The 20,931-nt window shown below is 55.8% G+C and carries 20 protein-coding genes and 1 other annotated feature; of the genes, 10 read left to right on the top strand and 10 right to left on the bottom strand.

Annotated elements, in window-relative coordinates:
- Positions 1–24: 24 nt before the first annotated feature.
- Positions 25–615 (top strand): GTP cyclohydrolase II, encoded by a 591-nt coding sequence (gene ribA / locus ACOTYH_RS07745; RefSeq protein ID WP_003856813.1) that lies wholly within the window; start codon positions 25–27, stop codon positions 613–615.
- Positions 616–652: 37 nt separating this feature from the next.
- On the opposite strand, the gene acnA is transcribed toward ribA, so the two are convergent.
- The 6 genes from acnA to topA form a co-directional block, all read right to left on the bottom strand.
- Positions 653–3,328 (bottom strand): aconitate hydratase AcnA, encoded by a 2,676-nt coding sequence (gene acnA / locus ACOTYH_RS07740; RefSeq protein WP_257438065.1) that lies wholly within the window; start codon positions 3,326–3,328, stop codon positions 653–655.
- A 165-nt stretch (positions 3,329–3,493) separates the two neighbouring features.
- Entirely contained in the window at positions 3,494–3,592 is a 99-nt protein-coding gene (ymiC, locus tag ACOTYH_RS07735; protein ID WP_032103392.1) for a small membrane protein YmiC, read from the bottom strand.
- Between the two features lie 145 nt (positions 3,593–3,737).
- Positions 3,738–3,902 carry a hypothetical protein gene (locus ACOTYH_RS07730; protein ID WP_162183706.1) on the bottom strand — a complete coding sequence of 55 codons (165 nt, stop codon included), beginning with the start codon at positions 3,900–3,902 and terminating at the stop codon, positions 3,738–3,740.
- Between the two features lie 8 nt (positions 3,903–3,910).
- Positions 3,911–4,051 (bottom strand): YmiA family putative membrane protein, encoded by a 141-nt coding sequence (locus ACOTYH_RS07725; RefSeq protein WP_213083754.1) that lies wholly within the window; start codon positions 4,049–4,051, stop codon positions 3,911–3,913.
- Positions 4,052–4,387: 336 nt separating this feature from the next.
- The gene (gene cysB / locus ACOTYH_RS07720; protein WP_006810844.1) at positions 4,388–5,362 is read right to left on the bottom strand and encodes an HTH-type transcriptional regulator CysB; all 975 of its coding nucleotides are present in this window, start codon (positions 5,360–5,362) and stop codon (positions 4,388–4,390) included.
- 186 nt (positions 5,363–5,548) lie between these two features.
- On the bottom strand, positions 5,549–8,146 hold the full coding sequence (gene topA, locus ACOTYH_RS07715; protein WP_017384217.1) for a type I DNA topoisomerase: 2,598 nt from the start codon (positions 8,144–8,146) through the stop codon (positions 5,549–5,551).
- 398 nt (positions 8,147–8,544) lie between these two features.
- Between topA and ACOTYH_RS07710 the strand changes: the two genes are divergently transcribed.
- Complete coding sequence (locus ACOTYH_RS07710) at positions 8,545–8,796, top strand: YciN family protein (RefSeq protein ID WP_421637653.1); 252 nt, start codon at positions 8,545–8,547, stop codon at positions 8,794–8,796.
- A gap of 35 nt (positions 8,797–8,831) precedes the next feature.
- On the opposite strand, the gene sohB is transcribed toward ACOTYH_RS07710, so the two are convergent.
- Positions 8,832–9,878, bottom strand: a complete 1,047-nt coding sequence (sohB, locus tag ACOTYH_RS07705; RefSeq protein ID WP_023296716.1) for a protease SohB — start codon at positions 9,876–9,878, stop codon at positions 8,832–8,834.
- A 252-nt stretch (positions 9,879–10,130) separates the two neighbouring features.
- Between sohB and ACOTYH_RS07700 the strand changes: the two genes are divergently transcribed.
- Together ACOTYH_RS07700 and cobO are read left to right on the top strand one after the other, a co-directional pair.
- On the top strand, positions 10,131–10,892 hold the full coding sequence (locus ACOTYH_RS07700; protein WP_017384219.1) for a YciK family oxidoreductase: 762 nt from the start codon (positions 10,131–10,133) through the stop codon (positions 10,890–10,892).
- Positions 10,889–11,479 carry a cob(I)yrinic acid a,c-diamide adenosyltransferase gene (gene cobO / locus ACOTYH_RS07695; protein WP_032619581.1) on the top strand — a complete coding sequence of 197 codons (591 nt, stop codon included), beginning with the start codon at positions 10,889–10,891 and terminating at the stop codon, positions 11,477–11,479. The genes ACOTYH_RS07700 and cobO overlap by 4 nt, the downstream gene beginning before the upstream one ends.
- Positions 11,480–11,513: 34 nt before the next feature.
- Here the strand turns inward: cobO and rluB are convergent, their stop codons facing one another.
- The 3 genes from rluB to rnm form a co-directional block, all read right to left on the bottom strand.
- Positions 11,514–12,389 (bottom strand): 23S rRNA pseudouridine(2605) synthase RluB, encoded by an 876-nt coding sequence (rluB, locus tag ACOTYH_RS07690; RefSeq protein WP_003856794.1) that lies wholly within the window; start codon positions 12,387–12,389, stop codon positions 11,514–11,516.
- 97 nt (positions 12,390–12,486) lie between these two features.
- Positions 12,487–13,107 (bottom strand): L-threonylcarbamoyladenylate synthase, encoded by a 621-nt coding sequence (locus ACOTYH_RS07685; protein WP_003856793.1) that lies wholly within the window; start codon positions 13,105–13,107, stop codon positions 12,487–12,489.
- A complete protein-coding gene (gene rnm / locus ACOTYH_RS07680; RefSeq protein ID WP_023296717.1) occupies positions 13,104–13,997 on the bottom strand; it encodes an RNase RNM in 894 nt (297 codons plus the stop codon). The genes ACOTYH_RS07685 and rnm overlap by 4 nt, the downstream gene beginning before the upstream one ends.
- A gap of 127 nt (positions 13,998–14,124) precedes the next feature.
- Between rnm and trpL the strand changes: the two genes are divergently transcribed.
- The 6 genes from trpL (at position 14,125) to trpA (ending at position 20,796) form a co-directional block, all read left to right on the top strand.
- Complete coding sequence (gene trpL, locus ACOTYH_RS07675; RefSeq protein WP_071524153.1) at positions 14,125–14,169, top strand: trp operon leader peptide; 45 nt, start codon at positions 14,125–14,127, stop codon at positions 14,167–14,169.
- Positions 14,146–14,240, top strand: a sequence feature (Trp leader region). Its footprint overlaps the gene before it by 24 nt.
- 23 nt (positions 14,241–14,263) lie before the next feature.
- The gene (locus ACOTYH_RS07670) at positions 14,264–15,826 is read left to right on the top strand and encodes an anthranilate synthase component 1 (RefSeq protein WP_033486856.1); all 1,563 of its coding nucleotides are present in this window, start codon (positions 14,264–14,266) and stop codon (positions 15,824–15,826) included.
- Positions 15,826–17,421: a bifunctional anthranilate synthase glutamate amidotransferase component TrpG/anthranilate phosphoribosyltransferase TrpD gene (trpD, locus tag ACOTYH_RS07665; RefSeq protein ID WP_017384223.1), complete on the top strand. Its 1,596-nt coding sequence runs from the start codon at positions 15,826–15,828 to the stop codon at positions 17,419–17,421. Before ACOTYH_RS07670 ends, trpD begins: the two co-directional genes overlap by 1 nt.
- A 3-nt stretch (positions 17,422–17,424) precedes the next feature.
- Positions 17,425–18,783, top strand: coding sequence for a bifunctional indole-3-glycerol-phosphate synthase TrpC/phosphoribosylanthranilate isomerase TrpF (gene trpCF / locus ACOTYH_RS07660; RefSeq protein ID WP_368536511.1), 1,359 nt, complete (start codon positions 17,425–17,427; stop codon positions 18,781–18,783).
- A 10-nt stretch (positions 18,784–18,793) separates the two neighbouring features.
- Positions 18,794–19,987: a tryptophan synthase subunit beta gene (gene trpB / locus ACOTYH_RS07655; RefSeq protein ID WP_003856780.1), complete on the top strand. Its 1,194-nt coding sequence runs from the start codon at positions 18,794–18,796 to the stop codon at positions 19,985–19,987.
- On the top strand, positions 19,987–20,796 hold the full coding sequence (trpA, locus tag ACOTYH_RS07650) for a tryptophan synthase subunit alpha (RefSeq protein WP_047062925.1): 810 nt from the start codon (positions 19,987–19,989) through the stop codon (positions 20,794–20,796). Before trpB ends, trpA begins: the two co-directional genes overlap by 1 nt.
- Positions 20,797–20,931 lie beyond the last annotated feature (135 nt).

Here is a 20,931-nt window from a genome sequence, read left to right as displayed (position 1 = left end):
TGTCAGCCTGGTCTGGAGAATCACATGCAGCTTAAACGTGTGGCAGAAGCCAAACTGCCAACCCCATGGGGCGATTTCCTGATGGTGGGTTTTGAAGAACTGGCAACCGGGCAAGATCACGTCGCCCTGGTGTTCGGCGACATTTCGGGGCAAACGCCGGTGCTGTCCCGCGTTCATTCAGAGTGTCTGACCGGTGACGCGCTGTTCAGCCTGCGGTGCGACTGCGGTTTTCAGCTTGAAGCCGCCCTTTCTCATATCGCAGAGGAAGGACGTGGCGTTCTGCTGTATCACCGTCAGGAAGGACGCAATATTGGCCTGCTGAATAAAATCCGCGCCTACGCGTTGCAGGATCAGGGCTACGATACCGTCGAAGCGAACCATCAGCTCGGCTTTGCTGCTGACGAGCGCGATTTCACCCTGTGCGCGGATATGTTCAAGCTGCTGGGCGTGGACGAAGTGCGTCTGTTGACCAATAACCCGAAAAAAGTGGAAATCCTCACTGAAGCGGGCATCAATATTGTGGAACGCGTACCGCTGATTGTCGGCCGCAACCCGAAAAACGCGCACTACCTCGATACCAAAGCTGCCAAAATGGGGCATCTGCTGAGCGAGTAAACGCAAAACGCCCGGCACATGTGCCGGGCGAGTTTGATCAGTCCAGCATCTTACGAATCACATAATGTAAAATGCCGTCGTTCTGGTAATAGGTCAGCTCTGTTGCCGTATCAATACGACACCGGCAATCCAGCACTTCTGTCGTTCCATCTGCGCGCGTTAACTTAACCGGAACGGTTTTACCCGGTTGCAGATTTTGCAGACCGCTGATATCAATCTGCTCTTCCCCGGTCAAACCCAGCGTTTTACGCGTTACGCCCTGCGGAAACTCCAGCGGCAGGATCCCCATCCCGATCAGGTTTGAGCGGTGGATACGTTCAAAGGATTCGGCAATCACCACGCGAACCCCGAGCAGACGCGGACCTTTTGCCGCCCAGTCGCGACTGGAACCGGAGCCGTACTCTTTACCGGCAATAACGGCCAGCGGCGTACCCTGCTGCTGATACTTCATGGCTGCGTCATAAATTGAAATGACCTCTGTATCCGGCAGGTGGCGCGTCATACCCCCTTCCACACCTGGGACCATTTCATTGCGAATGCGGATGTTGGCAAAGGTCCCGCGCATCATCACTTCGTGGTTACCGCGGCGCGAACCGTAGGAGTTGAAATCGCGACGTTCCACGCCACGACTTTGCAGATACCGACCTGCCGGACTGTCCGCCTTGATGCTACCCGCAGGGGAGATATGGTCGGTGGTGACGGAATCGCCCAGCATCGCCAGAATGCGCGCGCCGTGAATATCTTTCAGCGGTGCAGGCTCCGCCAGCATTTCGTCGAAGAATGGCGACAGGCGAATATAGGTGGAATCATCCTGCCAGTCATAGGTATCGGAACCCACCACGTCGATCGTTTTCCATTCCGCTGTGCCTTCGAACACTTCCGCATACTCTTTGCGGAACATCTCGGTGGAAACTTTCTCTACCGCGCGCGCAATTTCGCGCGATGATGGCCAGATGTCTTTCAGATAGACCGGTTCATTTTTGCGATCGTGACCAATCGGATCGGTCGCCAGGTTAATGTTCATGTTTCCGGCCAGCGCATAGGCTACAACCAGCGGCGGCGAGGCCAGCCAGTTGGTTTTCACTAGCGGATGAATACGCCCTTCAAAGTTTCGGTTACCGGAAAGTACCGCGCCAACGGTCAAATCCCCCTGCTTGATCGCCATTTCAATAGGTTCAGGCAGTGGACCAGAGTTACCGATGCAGGTCGTACAGCCGTAGCCCACCAGGTTAAAGCCCAGCTCGTCGAGGTAAGGCGTGAGTCTGGCCTGTGCCAGGTAATCGGATACCACTTTCGAACCAGGCGCCAGGGAGGCTTTAACCCAAGGCTGTGGCTTGAGCCCCAGCTCTACCGCTTTTTTTGCCAGCAGCCCGGCAGCCATTAACACACTCGGGTTGGACGTGTTGGTACAGGAAGTGATAGCGGCGATCACCACGGCGCCGTCAGGGAGCTGATACTGATGCCCGTTCAGAACATAGTCCACCGGACGGTGATCTTTTTGTGCGGCGTTAACTTCCAGCTCATTGCTTGCGGCAAAGGCTTTCGGAACGTTGCTCAGGGCGACGCGGTCCTGCGGACGTTTTGGCCCTGCGAGGCTTGCCTCAACGGTGCCCATATCCAGCTCCAGCGTACTGGTAAATACCGGCTCGTCACCCGGGTTACGCCACATGCCCTGCGCTTTGGTGTAGGCCTCAACGAGAGCCACCTGCTCCTCGCTGCGACCACTGAGGCGCATATACTCCAGCGTAACGCTATCAATCGGGAAAAAGCCGCAGGTCGCGCCATATTCCGGCGCCATGTTGGCGATGGTGGCCCTGTCCGCCAGCGGCAGTGAATCCAGACCATCGCCATAAAATTCAACGAATTTACCCACCACGCCATGCTTACGCAGCATCTGGGTGACCGTCAGAACCAGATCCGTGGCGGTAATGCCTTCGGACAACTTACCGGTCAGCTTAAAGCCCACCACATCGGGAATGAGCATTGATACCGGCTGGCCGAGCATGGCCGCTTCCGCTTCAATACCACCGACGCCCCAGCCCAGAACGCCAAGGCCGTTAATCATGGTGGTGTGTGAATCGGTGCCCACCAGCGTATCAGGGTAAGCCACCCACTCTTTATCCTGCAATTCACTCCAGACGGCTTTGCCAAGATATTCCAGGTTGACCTGGTGACAAATGCCGGTGCCCGGTGGAACAACGCTGAAGCGGCTGAATGCCTGCTGACCCCATTTCAGAAATACGTAGCGTTCATGGTTACGTTCCATCTCCAGACGGACGTTTTCGCCGAAAGCATCGTCGTCACCAAAGTGATCGACGGTGACGGAGTGGTCAATGACGAGGTCTACCGGGGACAAGGGGTTAACCTTAGCTGTATCGCCCCCGAGACGCTTAACGGCTTCACGCATAGCAGCTAAATCCACCACCGCTGGCACGCCGGTGAAATCCTGCATCAGCACTCTGGCCGGGCGATAGGCTATTTCTCTGTCTGCATGAGCATTTTTCAGCCACCCTGCCAGAGCCTGGATATCCTCCTCGGTAACCGAGTCGCCATCCTGCCAGCGCAAGAGGTTTTCCAGTAAGACTTTCAACGACTTGGGTAACCGCGAAATGTCCCCAAGCGTTCTGGCAGCCAGCGGTAAGCTGTAGTAGCGCCAGGTTTTATTTTCCGCCTGTAATGTGTCCTTACTGGCTTCGCGTAGGGTTAACGACATAAGCTCCTCCTTAAAAACAGGGATGTCCTGACAATCATCAGGGCTGTAATTAAAGATAACACAAAGATGTCGTAACGTTTTGATAACAACCCAAATTGATAAATTTAGGAATGGTCCAACGCGAGGGATAAAACAAAAAACCCCGCCGTGGCGAGGTTTTACGATTTAGTGCAAGGCCAGCCAGAGGAGCTGACACCAGAAGAGGATCGACGCTGAGAATACGCCGAGCCATGACCAGTATTTTACGGTTGTCATGTTATTCATCATAGGGACACCAGACTTTAATTATTTAAGGTTGCGAGGTCTGCCCTCGTTCTATATTGCTGAATTGCTGATGTGTATTTATTAAGGAGTACAAAAGTGCACGGTCTATATTCAGACTATTTGCATCATTACGCAAAAATCAAAATTATTGTTTTTTGGGTTCGTCTTCCGCGAACACATCAATAAAGGCCTGCTGCTGCGGCGTCAGTTTCCAGGAAGCTGGCACGCTGGTTGCTGGCGCCTTACGGGCTTTGTGAGCATTGTCACGAAGCTGACACATCTCTTTTCTCGCTTCTGTACGCACCGTCATGACCATAATCAACCCCAGTAATTCCAGACAAGAAGAGCAACCACCACCCAGAACAGGGCAGAGCCAAGAAAGACCGCCAGCCAGGCTTTACGCTTAAGCGCGGGATCCCTTTGCGGTTCTTCACTTCCTGACGGCATTGCTAACCTCATACAATCGATATCGCTTATCATTTAGAGACCAAACAATTGGCACAAGTAATCATCTGATGAGATAAATCCTAAAGAAAGTTTAGCCGAAAAGCCAGTGAATTTACGTATCCGAGCCCGGGAAAATTCAATCTTTTGACCCGAAATAAATAATTGAAAAGAATAATTTGCACAGCTGTAAATTAGTTTCTACTTTTGTCGCAAATTTGCGACAGTAAAACCATAGTCATCAAATGGGTTATGACGATATATGACAGTGGGCGTAGATGATGATAATTCTAATTCAGGTTTAAAGCGGAATGACGGTATCTTTCCGCAAGAGAAAGATACCGGGAGTGATTATTTGGCGGGAAGTTTAATGTCTTTAAACATCTCTTCGATGTCTTCATTGGAGCGTAACGCCACAGCTGTATCCACCACATCGCGCGTTAAATGTGGCGCAAAGCGTTGAATAAAATCATACATATAGCTGCGCAGGAACGTGCTGCGACGAAAACCTATCTTGGTGGTGCTGTGGCTGAAAATATCATGCGCATCCAGACGCACCAGATCCGGGTCTGAGACAGGATCCACCGCCATGCTGGCAATAACCCCAACGCCCAGGCCCAGACGTACATACGTTTTTATGACGTCCGCATCCGTCGCCGTAAAGACAATCCGTGGCGTTAATCCGGCGCGGTTAAACGCGGTGTCCAGTTCAGACCGGCCCGTAAAGCCGAACGTATAGGTCACCAGCGGGTATTGCGCCAGTTCTTCGATTGTCACTTCGCCCTTCCCCGCCAGCGGGTGATCCGGGGTCACGACAATAGAGCGGTTCCAGTGGTAGCACGGGAGCATGACCAGATCATCGTACAGATGGAGCGCTTCCGTCGCGATAGCGAAGTCTGCATTGCCTTTAGACACGGCCTCTGCGATTTGCGTCGGTGATCCCTGATGCATATGCAGGGAAACGCGGGGATAGCGTTCTATGAAGCCTTTGATCACCCCGGGAAGCGCATAACGCGCCTGTGTATGCGTGGTGGCAATATACAGAGAGCCTTTATCCGGCCAGGTATGTTCCCCGGCGACGGATTTAATGGCGTCGACTTTGGAGAGCACTTCCCGTGCGATGCGTATGATTTCCTGTCCTGCCGGGGTGACCTGAGTCAGGTGCTTACCGCTGCGGGCAAATATCTGAATACCTAACTCATCCTCCAGCATACGCACCTGCTTACTGATGCCGGGCTGAGAGGTATAAAGACCTTCTGCGGTGGAAGAGACATTGAGGTTATGATTGACGACCTCAACGATATAGCGAAGCTGCTGTAATTTCATGCCAGACCATCCGATTTAGCGCATGCGTCAATCGCTTAAGACGATTTGATAATAAGAAACGGGTTAACTATAACCACTATATCATTTATAGCCAGGCTGTATAGTACGGAACAAAAAATAATAACTACGTAATAAAAAAGGGCCGGAAGACCGGCCCTTTTACAGGTAAGTTACGGTAAGGGAAGATTATTTCTTGCCTTCAACCCATTTCCCGTCGACAAAGAAGGCTGACCATCCGGTCGCTTTGCCCTCTTTCTCTGCCGCCACGTACTGCTGCTTCGTTTTACGGCTGAAGCGCACCACGGTTTTGTTGCCTTCCGGATCCTGCTGTGGCGCATCGGCCAGGTAACGCAGTTTCTCCGGCAGACGGTCGCGGAAGCGGTACAGCTCTTCTACCAGCGGCGCACGGGTTTCGCGCGATTTCGGGAAGGTGTTGGCCGCCAGGAATACCCCAGCAGCACCGTCACGCAGCACGAAATACGCGTCTGACTTCTCGCACGGCAGCTCAGGAAGCGGAACCGGATCTTCCTTCGGCGGCGCAACTTCACCGTTACGCAGGATCTTACGCGTGTTTTTACAGTCGTCGTTGGTGCATGCCATGTACTTACCGAAGCGTCCCATTTTCAGGTGCATTTCGGAACCACATTTCTCACACTCAACGATTGGACCGTCATAGCCCTTAATACGGAACTCACCTTCTTCGATCTCATAACCATCGCAGGTCGGGTTATTGCCACAAACGTGCAGTTTGCGTTTTGGATCGATCAGGTAGCTGTCCATCGCCGTGCCGCATTTCTTACAGCGGCGTTTGGCGCGCAGTGCGTTGGTCTCCGCATCGTCACCTTCCAGCACGTTGAGAACTTCGTTCTCCGGCACGAGGTTGATGGTGGTTTTGCAACGCTCTTTCGGCGACAGCGCATAGCCAGAGCAACCGAGGAACACGCCCGTGGTCGCGGTACGGATCCCCATTTTACGGCCGCAGGTTGGGCAGTCGATGCTCGTCAGTACCATCTGGTTAGGCAGCATGCCGCCCTCTTCAGGATCTTTCTCGGCTTTCTCAAGCTGATTGGTAAAATCGCTGAAGAAGCTGTCGAGAACTTTCTTCCACTCTGCCTTATGGCTGGCAACCTCATCGAGGCTGTCTTCCATCTGCGCGGTGAAGTCATAGTTCATCAACTCGCGGAAGTTCGCTTCCAGACGGTCGGTGACAATCTCACCCATTTTTTCAGCATAGAAACGACGGTTCTCGACGCGAACGTATCCACGATCCTGAATGGTCGAAATGATTGACGCATAGGTGGACGGGCGACCGATGCCGCGTTTTTCCAGCTCTTTCACCAGCGATGCTTCGCTGAAGCGCGCAGGTGGCTTGGTGAAGTGCTGAGCCGGGACCAGATCAACCAGCGACAGCTCGTCACCTTTGTTGACTGAAGGCAGCGTTCTGTCTTCATCGCCTTTACGCAGCGCTGGCATCACTTTTGTCCAGCCGTCGAAGCGCAGAATGCGGCCGCGCGCTTTCAGGCGGAAATCACCCGCGCCGACCGTCAGCGTGGTGGAGTCGTATTTCGCTGGCGTCATCTGGCAAGCTACGAACTGGCGCCAGATCAGCTGATACAGCTTCTGGGCGTCCGCTTCCATATCTTTCAGCGATTCAGCCAGAACAGAAACGTCAGAAGGACGAATCGCTTCGTGCGCTTCCTGAGAATTCTCTTTGCTGGCGTACTGATTAGGCCCGTCCGGCAGGTATTTCTTACCGAAGTTGTCCTCGATATAGCCACGCACCATGTTGACAGCGTCCTGGCTCAGGTTGGTGGAGTCAGTACGCATGTAGGTGATGTAACCCGCTTCATACAAGCGCTGGGCCATCATCATGGTTTTCTTCACGCCGTAACCCAGACGGGTACTTGCCGCCTGCTGGAGAGTTGACGTGATAAACGGTGCGCCAGGCTTGCTGCTGGTTGGTTTATCTTCACGATCCAGAACCTGATAACGCGCTTTTTCCAGCAGCGCCACGGCGGCCATGGTCTGATCGCGATTTTCAGGACGGAACGGTTTGTCGTTGTGATGGCTCACCTGCAACGGCAGCGCATCGCCGCCCGGCGTGGTGACATTCGCATCCACTTCCCAGAACTCTTCCGGGACGAACGCTTTGATCTCGCGTTCACGCTCAACAACAAGACGAACAGCCACAGACTGCACACGCCCCGCAGACAGGCCGCGAGCGACCTTTTTCCACAGCAACGGCGAGACCATGTAGCCTACAACGCGGTCCATAAAGCGACGCGCCTGCTGAGCGTTAACACGGTCGATATTCAGTTCACCCGGCTTTTCAAACGCCTGACGAATCGCATTCTTTGTAATTTCGTTGAACACTACACGGCTGTAGCGTTTGTCATCACCCCCGATCACTTCCCGCAGGTGCCATGCAATGGCCTCCCCTTCGCGGTCAAGGTCGGTTGCGAGATAAATGTGGTCTGCTTTTTCAGCAAGCTGTTTCAGCTCGTTAACGACTTTTTCTTTGCCTGGCAGCACTTCGTAATGTGCATCCCAGTTGTGCCATGGGTTAACACCCATGCGGTTGACAAGCGCGCTACGTTCATCCTTTTTAGGCTTTTTAGCCCCTTTGGTGGAGGTAGAGTCTGCGCTCTTTTTGCTGGCTGAGCCACTGGTCGGCAAATCGCGAATGTGACCAACGCTGGACTTAACCACGTAGTCATTGCCCAGATATTTATTGATCGTTTTGGCTTTTGCCGGGGACTCAACGATGACGAGAGCTTTACCCATATTCACCTTTACCTAATTTAATTCTTCCAGGAATACGCCGCACGTTGATTTCCCTTCCGCTGACGACGAGCCATTGATATTGCGACATCGTCAGGGGATATCAACCCCTATGTGTTACCGAACGTCAGAATGGCGACATCCAGGTCATTGAGTTTTCGGGTATTTTTCTCACATCAAAGTTCATTCGTGACGAATTCCCGGTCGAATGTCAAGCAATTCTGTTGCCAGAATGACGAAAGCGCACACTGTACCTGATAAAATTCGTTACGCAACTTTATTAGCATGCAAAAGCAAATCCCGCCAGCCAGCCCCTGTTTCTTATCCCCTCGGATAACAGGGAAAATTTGCCCCCGAAGCGACCCAGGCGTAGACTATTGTCACTGTTTAAGGAGTGGAATATGCAGAATACGACCCAACCCATTGACCGAACTTCATTGCTTATCGAAGCAAACAAACTCATTCGCGACCATGAAGACACCCTGGCGGGAATTGAAGCGACTGGCGTGGAACAACGTAATGGCGTGCTGGTGTTCAGCGGTGAATACTTCCTTGATGAACAAGGGCTACCCACCCCGAAAAGCACCGCCGTGTTTAACATGTTTAAATACCTGGCGCATACCCTCTCAGAGAAGTACCACCTGGTCGATTAAAACGAAAACGCGAGGCATCTGCCTCGCGTTTTTCTTTACAGCAGCGGCTTTTGTCCGCGCTGCAACCAGCGTAGCAGCAGGCGATCCGCGCTTTCTGCCGCGCTATTGGTAAAACGGTCGAGCAGGCGCTTACGTCGGGTGAAGCGCACCCCCACCAGCTCACGGCCTTCCATCAGGTTGAGCAGGAGGTCGTCGCTGGTACCCACCTCATCCACCAGCCCTTTCTCCTGCGCCTGCGTGCCGTACCAGTGCTCGCCCGTAGCCACCTGCTCAATGTCCAGCGTTGGGCGCATGCGGTGCACGAAATCTTTGAACAGATGGTGGGTTTCGTTCAGATCTTCCCGGAATTTCTGCCGTCCCTCTTCGGTATTTTCGCCGAGCAGCGTCAGCGTACGTTTGTACTGACCCGCCGTATGCAGTTCGATGTCGATCTCTTTATTTTTCAGGAAACGATTGAAGTTAGGGATCTGCGCGACCACCCCAATCGAGCCGATAATGGAGAACGGTGCCGCGACGATTTTATCCGCCACGCACGCCATCATATAGCCGCCACTCGCCGCGACCTTATCTACCGCAACGGTGAGTGGGATCTGTTTGTCCCGCAGACGTTGTAACTGCGAAGCCGCCAGTCCATACCCATGCACAACGCCGCCCGGGCTTTCAAGGCGTACCACCACCTGATCCTGGGCTGTCGCCACGGCCAGCACCGCCGTCACTTCTTCACGCAGAGAGGAGACTTCATGCGCATCCATGCTACCTTTAAAATCGAGCACATAGACGCGCGGTTTTGCGTCAGCCTGTGGCGTGGCGAGCTTAGCTTTCGCCTTCGCGGCTTTGGCGTCCTGCTTATGTTTTTTCTTCTGGGCTTTTAGCCACAGCTTCTGTTGATGATCGTCAAGCAGCGCCAGAGACATCTCCTCCTGCATCTCTTTATACTGCTCGCTCAGGCGGGTAATGCGTAACTCACCACGCTGACGCTTACGCTGCGTCAGGTTGACAATCAGGACGGCAATCACCGCGACAGCAATAACCACCGTCGCGATTTTGGCCAAAAACAACCCATACTGAGAAAGTAATTCCACGCGTTCCACCTTGATTTAACCACGAATCTTTCACGCCAGTGTACAACAGCCCTGCGCAGGCGTCTCGCTCTGGACATTACCTCTGCGAGGCGGCTTCAGGAATCCCCCGCTTCTGGTTTAAATCTTTGCAAATTGTTAATTTCCCAGCGTTCTGTCCTGTAGACTGATTGAATTCTGACGCTGTTTCGGGCATAAAGCCGAAAAGTCATAAATAAAGGTGCAAGTCACGCCCAATGCGCCTGAGGAGCCACCGTGCATTATCAGCCACAAAAAAACCTTCTACAGAACCGCATCATTCTGGTTACCGGTGCCAGCGACGGGATTGGTCGCGAAGCGGCGCTGACCTATTCTGAATACGGTGCGAGCCTTATTCTGCTGGGACGTAATGAAGAAAAGCTCAAGGCCGTCGCCCGTGAAATCGAAAACGCCGGCGGTACCCCCACGCCCTGGTATACGCTCGATCTGCTGACCTGCACGCCAGCGTCATGTCAGGCCCTTGCCCAGCGGATCAGCACACATTATCCGCGTCTGGACGGCGTACTGCACAACGCGGGGTTACTGGGCGAAGTGCGCCCGATGGATGAACAGGATCCGGAAATTTGGCAGCAGGTGATGCAGGTTAACGTCAACGGGACGTTTTTCCTGACCCAGGCCTTGCTTCCTTTATTACTCAACTCCGATTCCGGCTCGCTGGTATTTACCTCCTCCAGCGTGGGGCGTCAGGGGCGTGCGAACTGGGGGGCTTACGCCGTCTCAAAATTTGCCACCGAAGGAATGATGCAGGTGCTGGCCGAAGAGTACCAAAGCCGCCACCTGCGGGTTAACTGTATTAATCCAGGCGGTACGCGCACCAAAATGCGCGCCAGCGCCTTCCCGACAGAAGATCCGCAGAAGCTTAAAACCCCGGCCGATATCATGCCCCTTTACCTGTGGCTGATGGGTGACGACAGCCGTCGCAAAACCGGAATGACCTTCGATGCCCAGCCAGGCCGCAAACCGGGGATATCGCAATGAGTGATGATCGTCATCAGCAGCGCCAGCAGCGTCTGAAAGAACAGGTTGATGCACGCGTGGCGGCCGCTCAGGACGAGCGCGGTATCCTCATCGTGTTCACCGGCAACGGCAAAGGCAAAACCACCGCCGCATTTGGGACCGCCACCCGCGCAGTCGGGCATGGGCAGAAAGTGGGCGTGATCCAGTTTATCAAGGGTGAATGGCCCAACGGCGAGCGTAATCTGCTCGAGCCGCATGGCGTTGAGTTTCAGGTAATGGCAACCGGTTTTACCTGGGATACCCAGAACCGGGAAACCGATACCGCAGCCTGCCTCGCCGTCTGGGAGCATGCAAAAAGAATGCTTTCAGACCCGTCGCTGAACATGGTGTTGCTGGATGAGATCACCTATATGGTGGCGTATGACTACCTGCCGCTGCAAGCCGTGCTGGAGGCCCTCAGGAACCGCCCTGCACACCAGACGGCGATCGTCACGGGGCGCGGGTGTCATCGGGACATTCTGGAGCTGGCCGATACCGTCAGCGAGCTGCGTCCGGTTAAGCATGCGTTCGATGCGGGTATCAAAGCGCAAATTGGGATTGATTACTGAAAAAAAAGCCCGGTATATTCACCGGGCTTTTCAATTAACCGTTGTTATTACGGCTGCCAGAGCGGCGATTGCTGCTGACCTGGCTGTGACGTTTCACCGCACGGCGGATTTGATTCGCCTTCATGCGACGACGATCTTTCTCTACCGCCACTTTCGACGTGGTTTCTGGCGTCAGGCCAACCAGATCGCGCAGGTAGTTGGTTTGCGTCAGATCCAGTTCGGTATAGCCGCCACGTGGCAGGCCTTTCGGCAGCAGAATGTCGCCATAGCGGACGCGAATCAAGCGACTCACCTGGACACCGACCGCTTCCCACAGTCGACGCACCTCGCGGTTACGTCCCTCTGTCAGGGTAACGTTGTACCACTGGTTAATGCCTTCACCACCGGTAAACTTGATGGTTTTGAACGCCGCAGGGCCGTCCTCCAGCTGAACACCACGCGACAGGTCGCGCAGTTTGTTCTCATCAACCTGGCCGAAAACACGAACGGCGTATTCACGTTCCACTTCACGACTCGGGTGCATCAGACGGTTTGCCAGTTCACCATCGGTGGTGAACAGCAGCAGGCCACAGGTGTTCACGTCCAGACGGCCTACGGCAATCCAGCGGGCGCCACGCAATTTTGGCAGACGGTCAAACACCGTCGGGCGACCTTCCGGGTCGTTGCGGGTACACAGTTCGCCTTCCGGCTTGTAGTAAGCCAGTACGCGGCAGATCTGTTCAGCAGACTCTTTCACGGAGATAAGATGGCCGTCAATGCGGATCTTCAGCCCCGGTACGATTTCAACGCGGTCACCGAGCGTGGCGATTTTACCGTCCACACTCACGCGGCCTGCTTCAATAATGGCTTCGATTTCACGGCGCGAACCGTGGCCGGCGCGCGCCAGCACTTTCTGTAACTTCTCGCTCATTGAGCTTCCTCAGGTGTCGCCTTCACAGGCGTCGAATCAGGTCAAAAACAGGGCGGCGCCCTGCTTTGATGGCCGCGTAGTATATCTGCTTACACCCTTACAAGAAAGGCTTAACATCGCCCACGCCTTCACGAATCACTTCTGGCGCGTCTTCGGTGAGATCCACCACGGTGGTCGGCTGCTGGCCAAGATAGCCGCCATGAATAATCAGCTCCACCACCTTCTCCAGACGATCTTTGATCTCTTCCGGGTCGGACTCGGTAAACTCACTGCCCGGCAGCATCAGCGATGTGGAGAGCATCGGCTCGCCGAGGGTTTCCAGTAGCGCCTGGGCAATCGGGTTCGACGGCACGCGCATGCCGATGGTTTTACGTTTTTCCTGCAACAGACGACGCGGCACCTCTTTTGTCCCCTTCAGAATGAAGGTGTAGTTACCCGGCGTGTTGTTTTTAATCAGACGAAAGGCCACGTTATCAACATAAGCATAGGTCGACAGCTCAGAGAGATCGCGACACATCAGGGTGAAGTTGTGGCCGTCCGGCAGCTGGCGGATGCGACAGATGCGCTCCATCGCCCCTTTATCCTCAATTTTACAGCCCAGCGCGTAGCCAGAATCGGTTGGGTAGACAATAACGCCGCCTTTGCGGACGATCTCCACGGCCTGATTAATCAGACGTGGCTGGGGGTTATCCGGATGGATATAGAAAAACTGACTCATACTTCCCTCTCTTCAATTTGCTGTGGCTGTTCCCAGAGCTGCCAGACAGGCTCAACGCCCGCGGGTAACCAGAGCTTGCGCCCCAGTTCAATCCACGCGCAGGGCTGATGGAAATCTGAACCCTGTGACCCAAGCAGACCAAACTGACGGGCGTAGGTCGCGAGCTGCGAACGCTCATTGGGTGCCTGCTGACACTGGGCAACTTCCATCGCCTCACCGCCGCAGTCGGCAAAGTGTGCCAGCAGTCTTTTCAGCCATTTAGCAGAAAGATTATACCGCCCCGGATGGGCCAGCACGGCCTTACCGCCAGAATGATGAATCACATCAATAGCTTGTTTTATTGTACACCACTGTGGGGGAACGTATCCGGTTTTCCCGCGCGCCAGATACTTTTTAAAGACATTCGCCATGGTCGTCGCCTTACCGGCATCCACAAGAAAACGGGCGAAATGGCCGCGCGTCACCGCCCCACCGTTCGCCAGCGTTCGCGCGCCTTCCAGCGCACCGGGAATATGCGCTTTTTCCAGACGTTCGCCAATCATCTCCGCGCGTTGATTGCGGCGTGTTTTTTGTTCTTGCAAAAAAGCACGCATGGCCGGATGTTCCGTATCGATGTTCAGGCCAACGATATGAATTTCGTGGTTTTCCCAGACCGTCGAGATCTCAACCCCGGCCACCAGATCCAGCGCCAGTCCGCTGCGGGCAATCTCGGCGCGCGCGGCGGGAATGCCGTCAGTGGTATCGTGATCGGTTATTGCCAGCGTGCCGACACGCATTTCAACGGCGCGATGGACCAAAGCTTCGGGTGTCAGCAGGCCATCTGAAGCCTGCGTATGGCTATGTAAATCATAAATTACGGCGTAGGTGGTATCGCTCAAAGCACTTCCCATAACAGGTTGGAGACATCCGAAGCCCCTATGATACCGACTAACCGTGAAATACTGAAATCAGGGGTTGACAACACGCCATCGAACTAGTTAACTAGTACGCAAGTTCACACGAGAAAGGTATCTGAAAATGACAGCACATTTCGCTCTGCACGGTTGGTGGCGTACTTCCTGATCTTCGGGCAGTGTCACACGTCTGCGATAAGCAAACAGATACCCGGCCCGCTCCCAAGCGGGCTTTTTTTTGAACAGAATATGAGAACAACAACATGCAAACAGCCAAACCCCACCTCGAACTGCTGACCTGCGAGGCGGCCTATCGCCATAACCCTACCGCGCTGTTTCATCAGGTGTGCGGCGCACGTCCCGCGACGCTGCTGCTGGAGTCAGCTGATATCGACAGTAAGGACGACCTCAAAAGCCTGCTGCTGGTTGACAGCGCGCTGCGCATTACCGCGTTAGGTGACACCGTCACTATCAGGGCGTTGTCTGACAATGGCGCGTCGCTCCTGCCGCTGCTGGATGCGGCGCTGCCTTCAGGCATTGAAAATGAACGCCACCCGGACCTGCGTATTCTGCATTTCCCGCCGGTGAGCCAGCTGCTGGATGAGGATGCCCGCCTCTGCTCGCTCTCCGTTTTTGACGCCTTTCGCCTGCTGCAAAATCTGGTGGCCGTGCCGGAAGTTGAGCGCGAAGCAATGTTTTTTGGCGGGCTGTTTGCTTACGACCTGGTTGCTGGCTTTGAAGATTTACCGGAAACCGAGCAGGGAAACCGCTGCCCGGACTACTGTTTCTACCTGGCCGAAACCCTGCTGGTGATCGACCATCAGAAAAAATATACCCGCATCCAGGCCAGCCTTTTCACTCCGTCTGAGTCTGAGAAAAATCGCCTCGCGCAGCGCATCGCCCAACTGCAACAGCAGATGTCAGAAGCACCGCCCGCGCTCCCGGTGCAGCGTGTTGAAAAGATGACCTGCGAGGTGAGTCAGACCGACGATCAGTACGGCGCGGTGGTACGTCAGATGCAAAAAGCGATTCGTGCCGGGGAGATTTTCCAGGTAGTGCCGTCCCGTCGCTTCACACTGCCCTGCCCGTCGCCGCTGGCGGCTTACGATGTGCTGAAAAAGAGCAACCCAAGCCCGTACATGTTCTTTATGCAGGACAATGATTTCACCCTGTTTGGCGCGTCGCCGGAAAGCTCCCTCAAGTACGACGCCACCAGCCGCCAGATTGAGATCTACCCGATAGCGGGAACCCGTCCACGCGGCCGTCGTGCCGATGGCTCCCTGGACCGCGATCTCGACAGCCGCATCGAACTTGAAATGCGTACCGACCATAAAGAGCTCTCCGAACACCTGATGCTGGTTGACCTGGCGCGTAACGATCTGGCACGTATTTGCACCCCAGGCAGCCGCTACGTGGCGGACCTGACCAAAGTCGACCGCTACTCCTTCGTCATGCACCTGGTATCCCGCGTGGTGGGTGAACTGCGCCACGACCTCGACGTTCTGCATGCCTACCGCGCCTGCATGAACATGGGCACCCTGAGCGGCGCGCCGAAAGTCCGCGCCATGCAGCTGATCGCCGAAGCGGAAGGACGCCGTCGCGGCACCTACGGTGGTGCCGTGGGCTATTTCACCGCTCACGGTGACCTTGATACCTGCATCGTGATCCGCTCCGCCTACGTTGAGGACGGCATTGCCACCGTCCAGGCCGGGGCCGGGATTGTGCTGGATTCTGTTCCGCAGTCGGAAGCCGACGAAACCCGCAGTAAGGCGCGCGCGGTACTGCGCGCCATTGCTACCGCACACCATGCACAGGAGATTTTCTGATGGCTGACATTCTGCTGCTCGATAATATCGACTCCTTTACCTACAACCTGGCAGATCAGCTGCGTGCGAATGGTCACAATGTCGTTATCTATCGCAACCACGTTCCGGCCCAGACGCTAATTGACCGTCTGGCGACCATGCAAAACCCGGTGCTGATGCTCTCCCCGGGCCCAGGCGCACCGAGCGAAGCAGGCTGTATGCCTGAGCTGTTGACCCGTATGCGCGGCAAGCTGCCGATTATCGGCATCTGCCTCGGCCACCAGGCGATTGTCGAAGCCTACGGCGGTTACGTGGGTCAGGCGGGGGAGATCCTCCATGGTAAAGCGTCAAGTATTGAACATGACGGTCAGGCGATGTTTGCCGGTCTGCCGAACCCGCTTCCGGTAGCGCGTTACCACTCGCTGGTCGGCAGCAACATTCCGGCCGGGCTGACCATTAACGCCTCGTTTGAAGGGATGGTGATGGCGGTGCGTCACGATGCGGATCGCGTCTGCGGGATGCAGTTCCACCCGGAATCTATCCTGACGTCCAACGGCGCGCGCCTGCTGGAGCAAACGCTCGACTGGGCGCTACAAAAGCTGGAGCAGACCAACACCCTGCAACCGATTCTGGAAAAACTGTATCAGGCTCAGACCCTGAGCCAGCAGGAGAGCCATCAGCTGTTCTCCGCCGTCGTGCGCGGCGAGCTGAAGCCTGAGCAGCTGGCCGCTGCGCTGGTGAGCATGAAGGTACGTGGCGAAAGCCCGCAGGAGATCGCCGGCGCGGCAACCGCGCTGCTGGAAAATGCCGCCCCGTTCCCGCGCCCGGACTATCCGTTTGCCGATATTGTCGGGACCGGTGGCGACGGCAGTAACAGTATCAATATTTCCACCGCCAGCGCCTTTGTGGCCGCGGCATGCGGTCTGAAGGTGGCGAAACACGGCAACCGCAGCGTGTCCAGCCGTTCCGGATCGTCCGACCTGCTGGCGGCTTTCGGTATCAACCTGGACATGAACGCCGAGCGTTCCCGTGAAGCGTTGGATGACCTGGGCGTCTGTTTCCTGTTTGCGCCGAAGTATCACACCGGTTTCCGCCACGCGATGCCGGTTCGCCAGCAGCTCAAAACCCGCACGCTGTTTAACGTGCTCGGTCCACTCATTAACCCGGCGCACCCGCCGCTGGCGCTGATTGGCGTTTACAGCCCGGAACTGGTCCTGCCGATTGCGGAGACGCTGCGCGTCCTCGGTTACCAACGCGCCGCCGTGGTACACAGCGGCGGGATGGATGAAGTTTCCCTGCATGCGCCCACGCTGGTGGCGGAACTGAATAACGGCGAAGTGCTGAACTATCAGCTTGAGGCCGCTGACTTCGGGTTGACCCCGTACCATCAGGACGCCCTGGCGGGCGGCACGCCGGAAGAAAACCGTGACATTCTCACGCGCTTATTACAAGGTAAAGGTGAGGCCGCCCATGAGGCCGCCGTGGCGGCCAACGTAGCCATGCTGATGCGTTTACATGGCGAGGAAGATCTGAAAGCCAACGCCCAAAAAGTTCTGGACGTACTGCGCTCCGGTGCAGCTTACGATCGCGTTACCGCACTTGCGGCAAGAGGGTAAATAATGCAGACCGTTTTAGCGAAAATCGTCGCCGATAAGGCCATCTGGGTGGAAGCCCGTAAGCAACAGCAGCCGCTCGCCAGTTTTCAGAATGACGTCGTTCCGAGCAGCCGTCGTTTTTATGATGCGCTCCAGGGCGCGCGTACCGCGTTTATTCTGGAGTGTAAAAAAGCGTCTCCGTCCAAAGGCGTGATCCGCGACGATTTCGACCCGGCGCGTATTGCCGGTATCTACAAGCATCATGCGTCTGCCATTTCTGTGCTGACGGATGAGAAATATTTCCAGGGCAGCTTCGATTTTCTGCCCGTTGTCAGCGGCATCGCGCCGCAGCCGATTCTGTGCAAAGACTTTATTATCGACCCGTATCAGATCTGGCTGGCGCGCTTTTACCAGGCAGATGCCTGCCTGCTGATGCTCTCCGTTCTGGATGACGAGCAGTATCGCCAGCTCTCCGCCGTCGCGCACAGCCTGAATATGGGCGTGCTGACCGAAGTGAGCAACGAAGAGGAGCTGGAGCGCGCCATCGCGCTGGAAGTCAAAGTGGTCGGCATTAACAACCGCGACCTGCGCGACCTGTCGATTGACCTCAACCGTACGCGCCAGCTTGCGCCGCGTCTGGGCGCGGGCGTCACGGTGATCAGCGAATCCGGGATTAACAGCTACGCTCAGGTGCGCGAACTCAGCCACTTTGCCAACGGTTTCCTGATCGGCTCCGCGATGATGGAACACGACGATCTTAATGCGGCCGTGCGCCGCGTGCTGTTGGGTGAGAACAAAGTCTGCGGCCTGACCCGTGAACAGGATGCGCAGGCCGTATATGAAGCGGGCGCAATCTATGGTGGTCTAATCTTTGTCGAGTCCTCTCCTCGCGCAGTAAATGAAGAACAGGCGCGCAAGGTGATCGCGGCTGCGCCACTGAGCTACGTGGGCGTGTTCCGCAATGCGGATATTAACGACGTTGCGGCAAAAGCGGACGCGTTATCCCTGAGAGCGGTCCAGCTGCACGGCGATGAAGATCAGGCGTACATCGATGCTCTGCGACATGTTCTGGCGCCTCAGGTTCAGATCTGGAAAGCGCAAAGCGTTGGCGCCACCCTGCCCGCGCGTAACCTGAAGCATGTTGATAAATACGTGCTCGACAACGGCCAGGGCGGCACGGGGCAGCGTTTTGACTGGTCACTGCTGCGTGGCGAAGTGCTGGACAATGTCCTGCTGGCAGGGGGATTAAGCCCCGATAACTGTGTGGAAGCGGCCAAAACCGGCTGCGCCGGCCTCGATTTCAATTCAGGCGTAGAGTCCCAACCGGGCATTAAAGACGCCAGCAAGCTGGCATCGGTATTTAAAACTCTGCGTGCATATTAAGGAAGAGAAGATGACGACATTACTTAACCCGTATTTTGGTGAGTTCGGTGGGATGTATGTCCCACAAATCCTGATGCCCGCGCTGCGCCAGCTGGAAGAAGCGTTCGTGAGCGCACAGAAAGATCCGGCGTTTCAGGCGGAGTTTACTGACCTGCTGAAAAACTACGCCGGTCGTCCGACGGCGCTGACAAAGTGCCGCAACCTGACCGAAGGCACTAAAACTACGCTGTATCTTAAGCGTGAAGATCTGCTGCACGGTGGCGCGCATAAAACTAACCAGGTGCTTGGCCAGGCGCTGCTCGCGAAGCGGATGGGTAAAACCGAAATCATCGCCGAAACCGGCGCGGGGCAGCACGGTGTGGCCTCAGCGCTCGCCAGCGCCCTGCTCGGTCTGAAATGCCGCATTTACATGGGGGCGAAGGACGTTGAGCGCCAGTCGCCAAACGTGTTCCGTATGCGTCTGATGGGGGCGGAAGTGATCCCGGTGCACAGCGGTTCTGCCACGCTGAAAGATGCCTGTAATGAAGCGCTGCGCGACTGGTCTGGCAGCTACGAAACCGCCCACTACATGCTCGGTACCGCCGCGGGCCCGCACCCGTTCCCGACCATCGTGCGTGAATTCCAGCGCATGATCGGCGAAGAGACTAAAGCGCAGATCCTCGAAAAAGAGGGTCGCCTGCCGGATGCGGTGATCGCCTGCGTTGGCGGCGGATCTAACGCCATCGGCATGTTTGCCGATTTTATCGACGAAACCAGCGTTGGGCTGATTGGCGTTGAGCCTGCCGGCCACGGCATTGAAACGGGCGAGCATGGTGCGCCGCTGAAGCATGGCCGCGTGGGGATCTACTTCGGCATGAAGGCCCCGATGATGCAGACCGATGAAGGGCAGATTGAAGAGTCTTACTCAATCTCTGCCGGGCTGGATTTTCCGTCCGTAGGGCCGCAGCACGCGTTCCTGAACAGCACCGGCCGCGCGGATTATGTCTCCATCACCGATGACGAAGCGCTGGAGGCCTTCAAAACGCTGTGCCGCAATGAAGGGATCATCCCGGCGCTGGAGTCTTCCCACGCGCTGGCGCACGCGCTGAAAATGATGAAGGAAAACCCGGAAAAAGAGCAGCTGCTGGTGGTAAACCTTTCCGGTCGCGGTGACAAAGATATCTTCACCGTTCACGATATTCTGAAAGCACGAGGGGAAATCTGATGGAACGCTACGACAACGCATTTGCACAACTGAAAGCTCGCCAGGAAGGCGCCTTCGTTCCCTTCGTGACGCTGGGCGACCCCGGCCCGAAGCAGTCGCTGAAGATTATCGACACCCTGATTGATGCCGGTGCCGACGCGCTGGAGCTCGGTATTCCGTTCTCCGATCCGCTGGCGGATGGCCCGACCATTCAGAACGCAACGCTACGCGCGTTTGCCGCGGGCGTGACGCCGAGCCAGTGCTTTGAAATGCTGGCGGCGATCCGTCAGAAGCACCCGACCATTCCGATCGGCCTGCTGATGTACGCCAACCTGGTGTTCAGCCGCGGTATTGATGCGTTTTACGCAGAGTGCGCCCGCGTGGGCGTTGACTCCGTGCTGGTGGCTGACGTGCCCGTTGAAGAGTCTGCGCCATTCCGTCAGGCGGCAATGCGCCACAACGTCGCGCCGATTTTCATCTGTCCACCGAATGCCGATGACGATCTGTTGCGCCAGATTGCCTCTTACGGACGAGGTTACACCTACCTGCTCTCCCGTGCGGGCGTCACCGGTGCGGAAAACAAAGCCGCGCTGCCGCTGCATCATCTGGTGGAGAAGCTGGCAGAATACCATGCTGCACCGCCGCTTCAGGGCTTTGGCATTTCCTCACCGGATCAGGTTACTGCGGCGATTGACGCGAAAGCCGCCGGAGCCATTTCCGGTTCGGCTATCGTGAAAATTATCGAGAAGAACGTGGATAAGCCAGAGCAGATGCTGGCTGAGTTACACGCATTCGTCACATCCATGAAAGCGGCCACGCGCAAGGCGTAACCGTTAACACCGTCTGGCCCCGGCGTCAGGCGGTTTTCCCTTCTCTCTTCCTGAAAGAAGCAGGTCAAAATTGATCCTGTCGATATTTTCGGTGTGAATGACTTTCCAAACTTTCGCGTAAGCGTATGATCTGGG

Origin of the sequence: Enterobacter cloacae complex sp. SHL001 (assembly GCF_049236825.1) — a bacterium.
GTDB lineage: Bacteria > Pseudomonadota > Gammaproteobacteria > Enterobacterales > Enterobacteriaceae > Enterobacter > Enterobacter hormaechei_C.
Note: the sequence above shows the minus strand (reverse complement) of the source record. Positions and strands in the feature narration are given on the sequence as shown.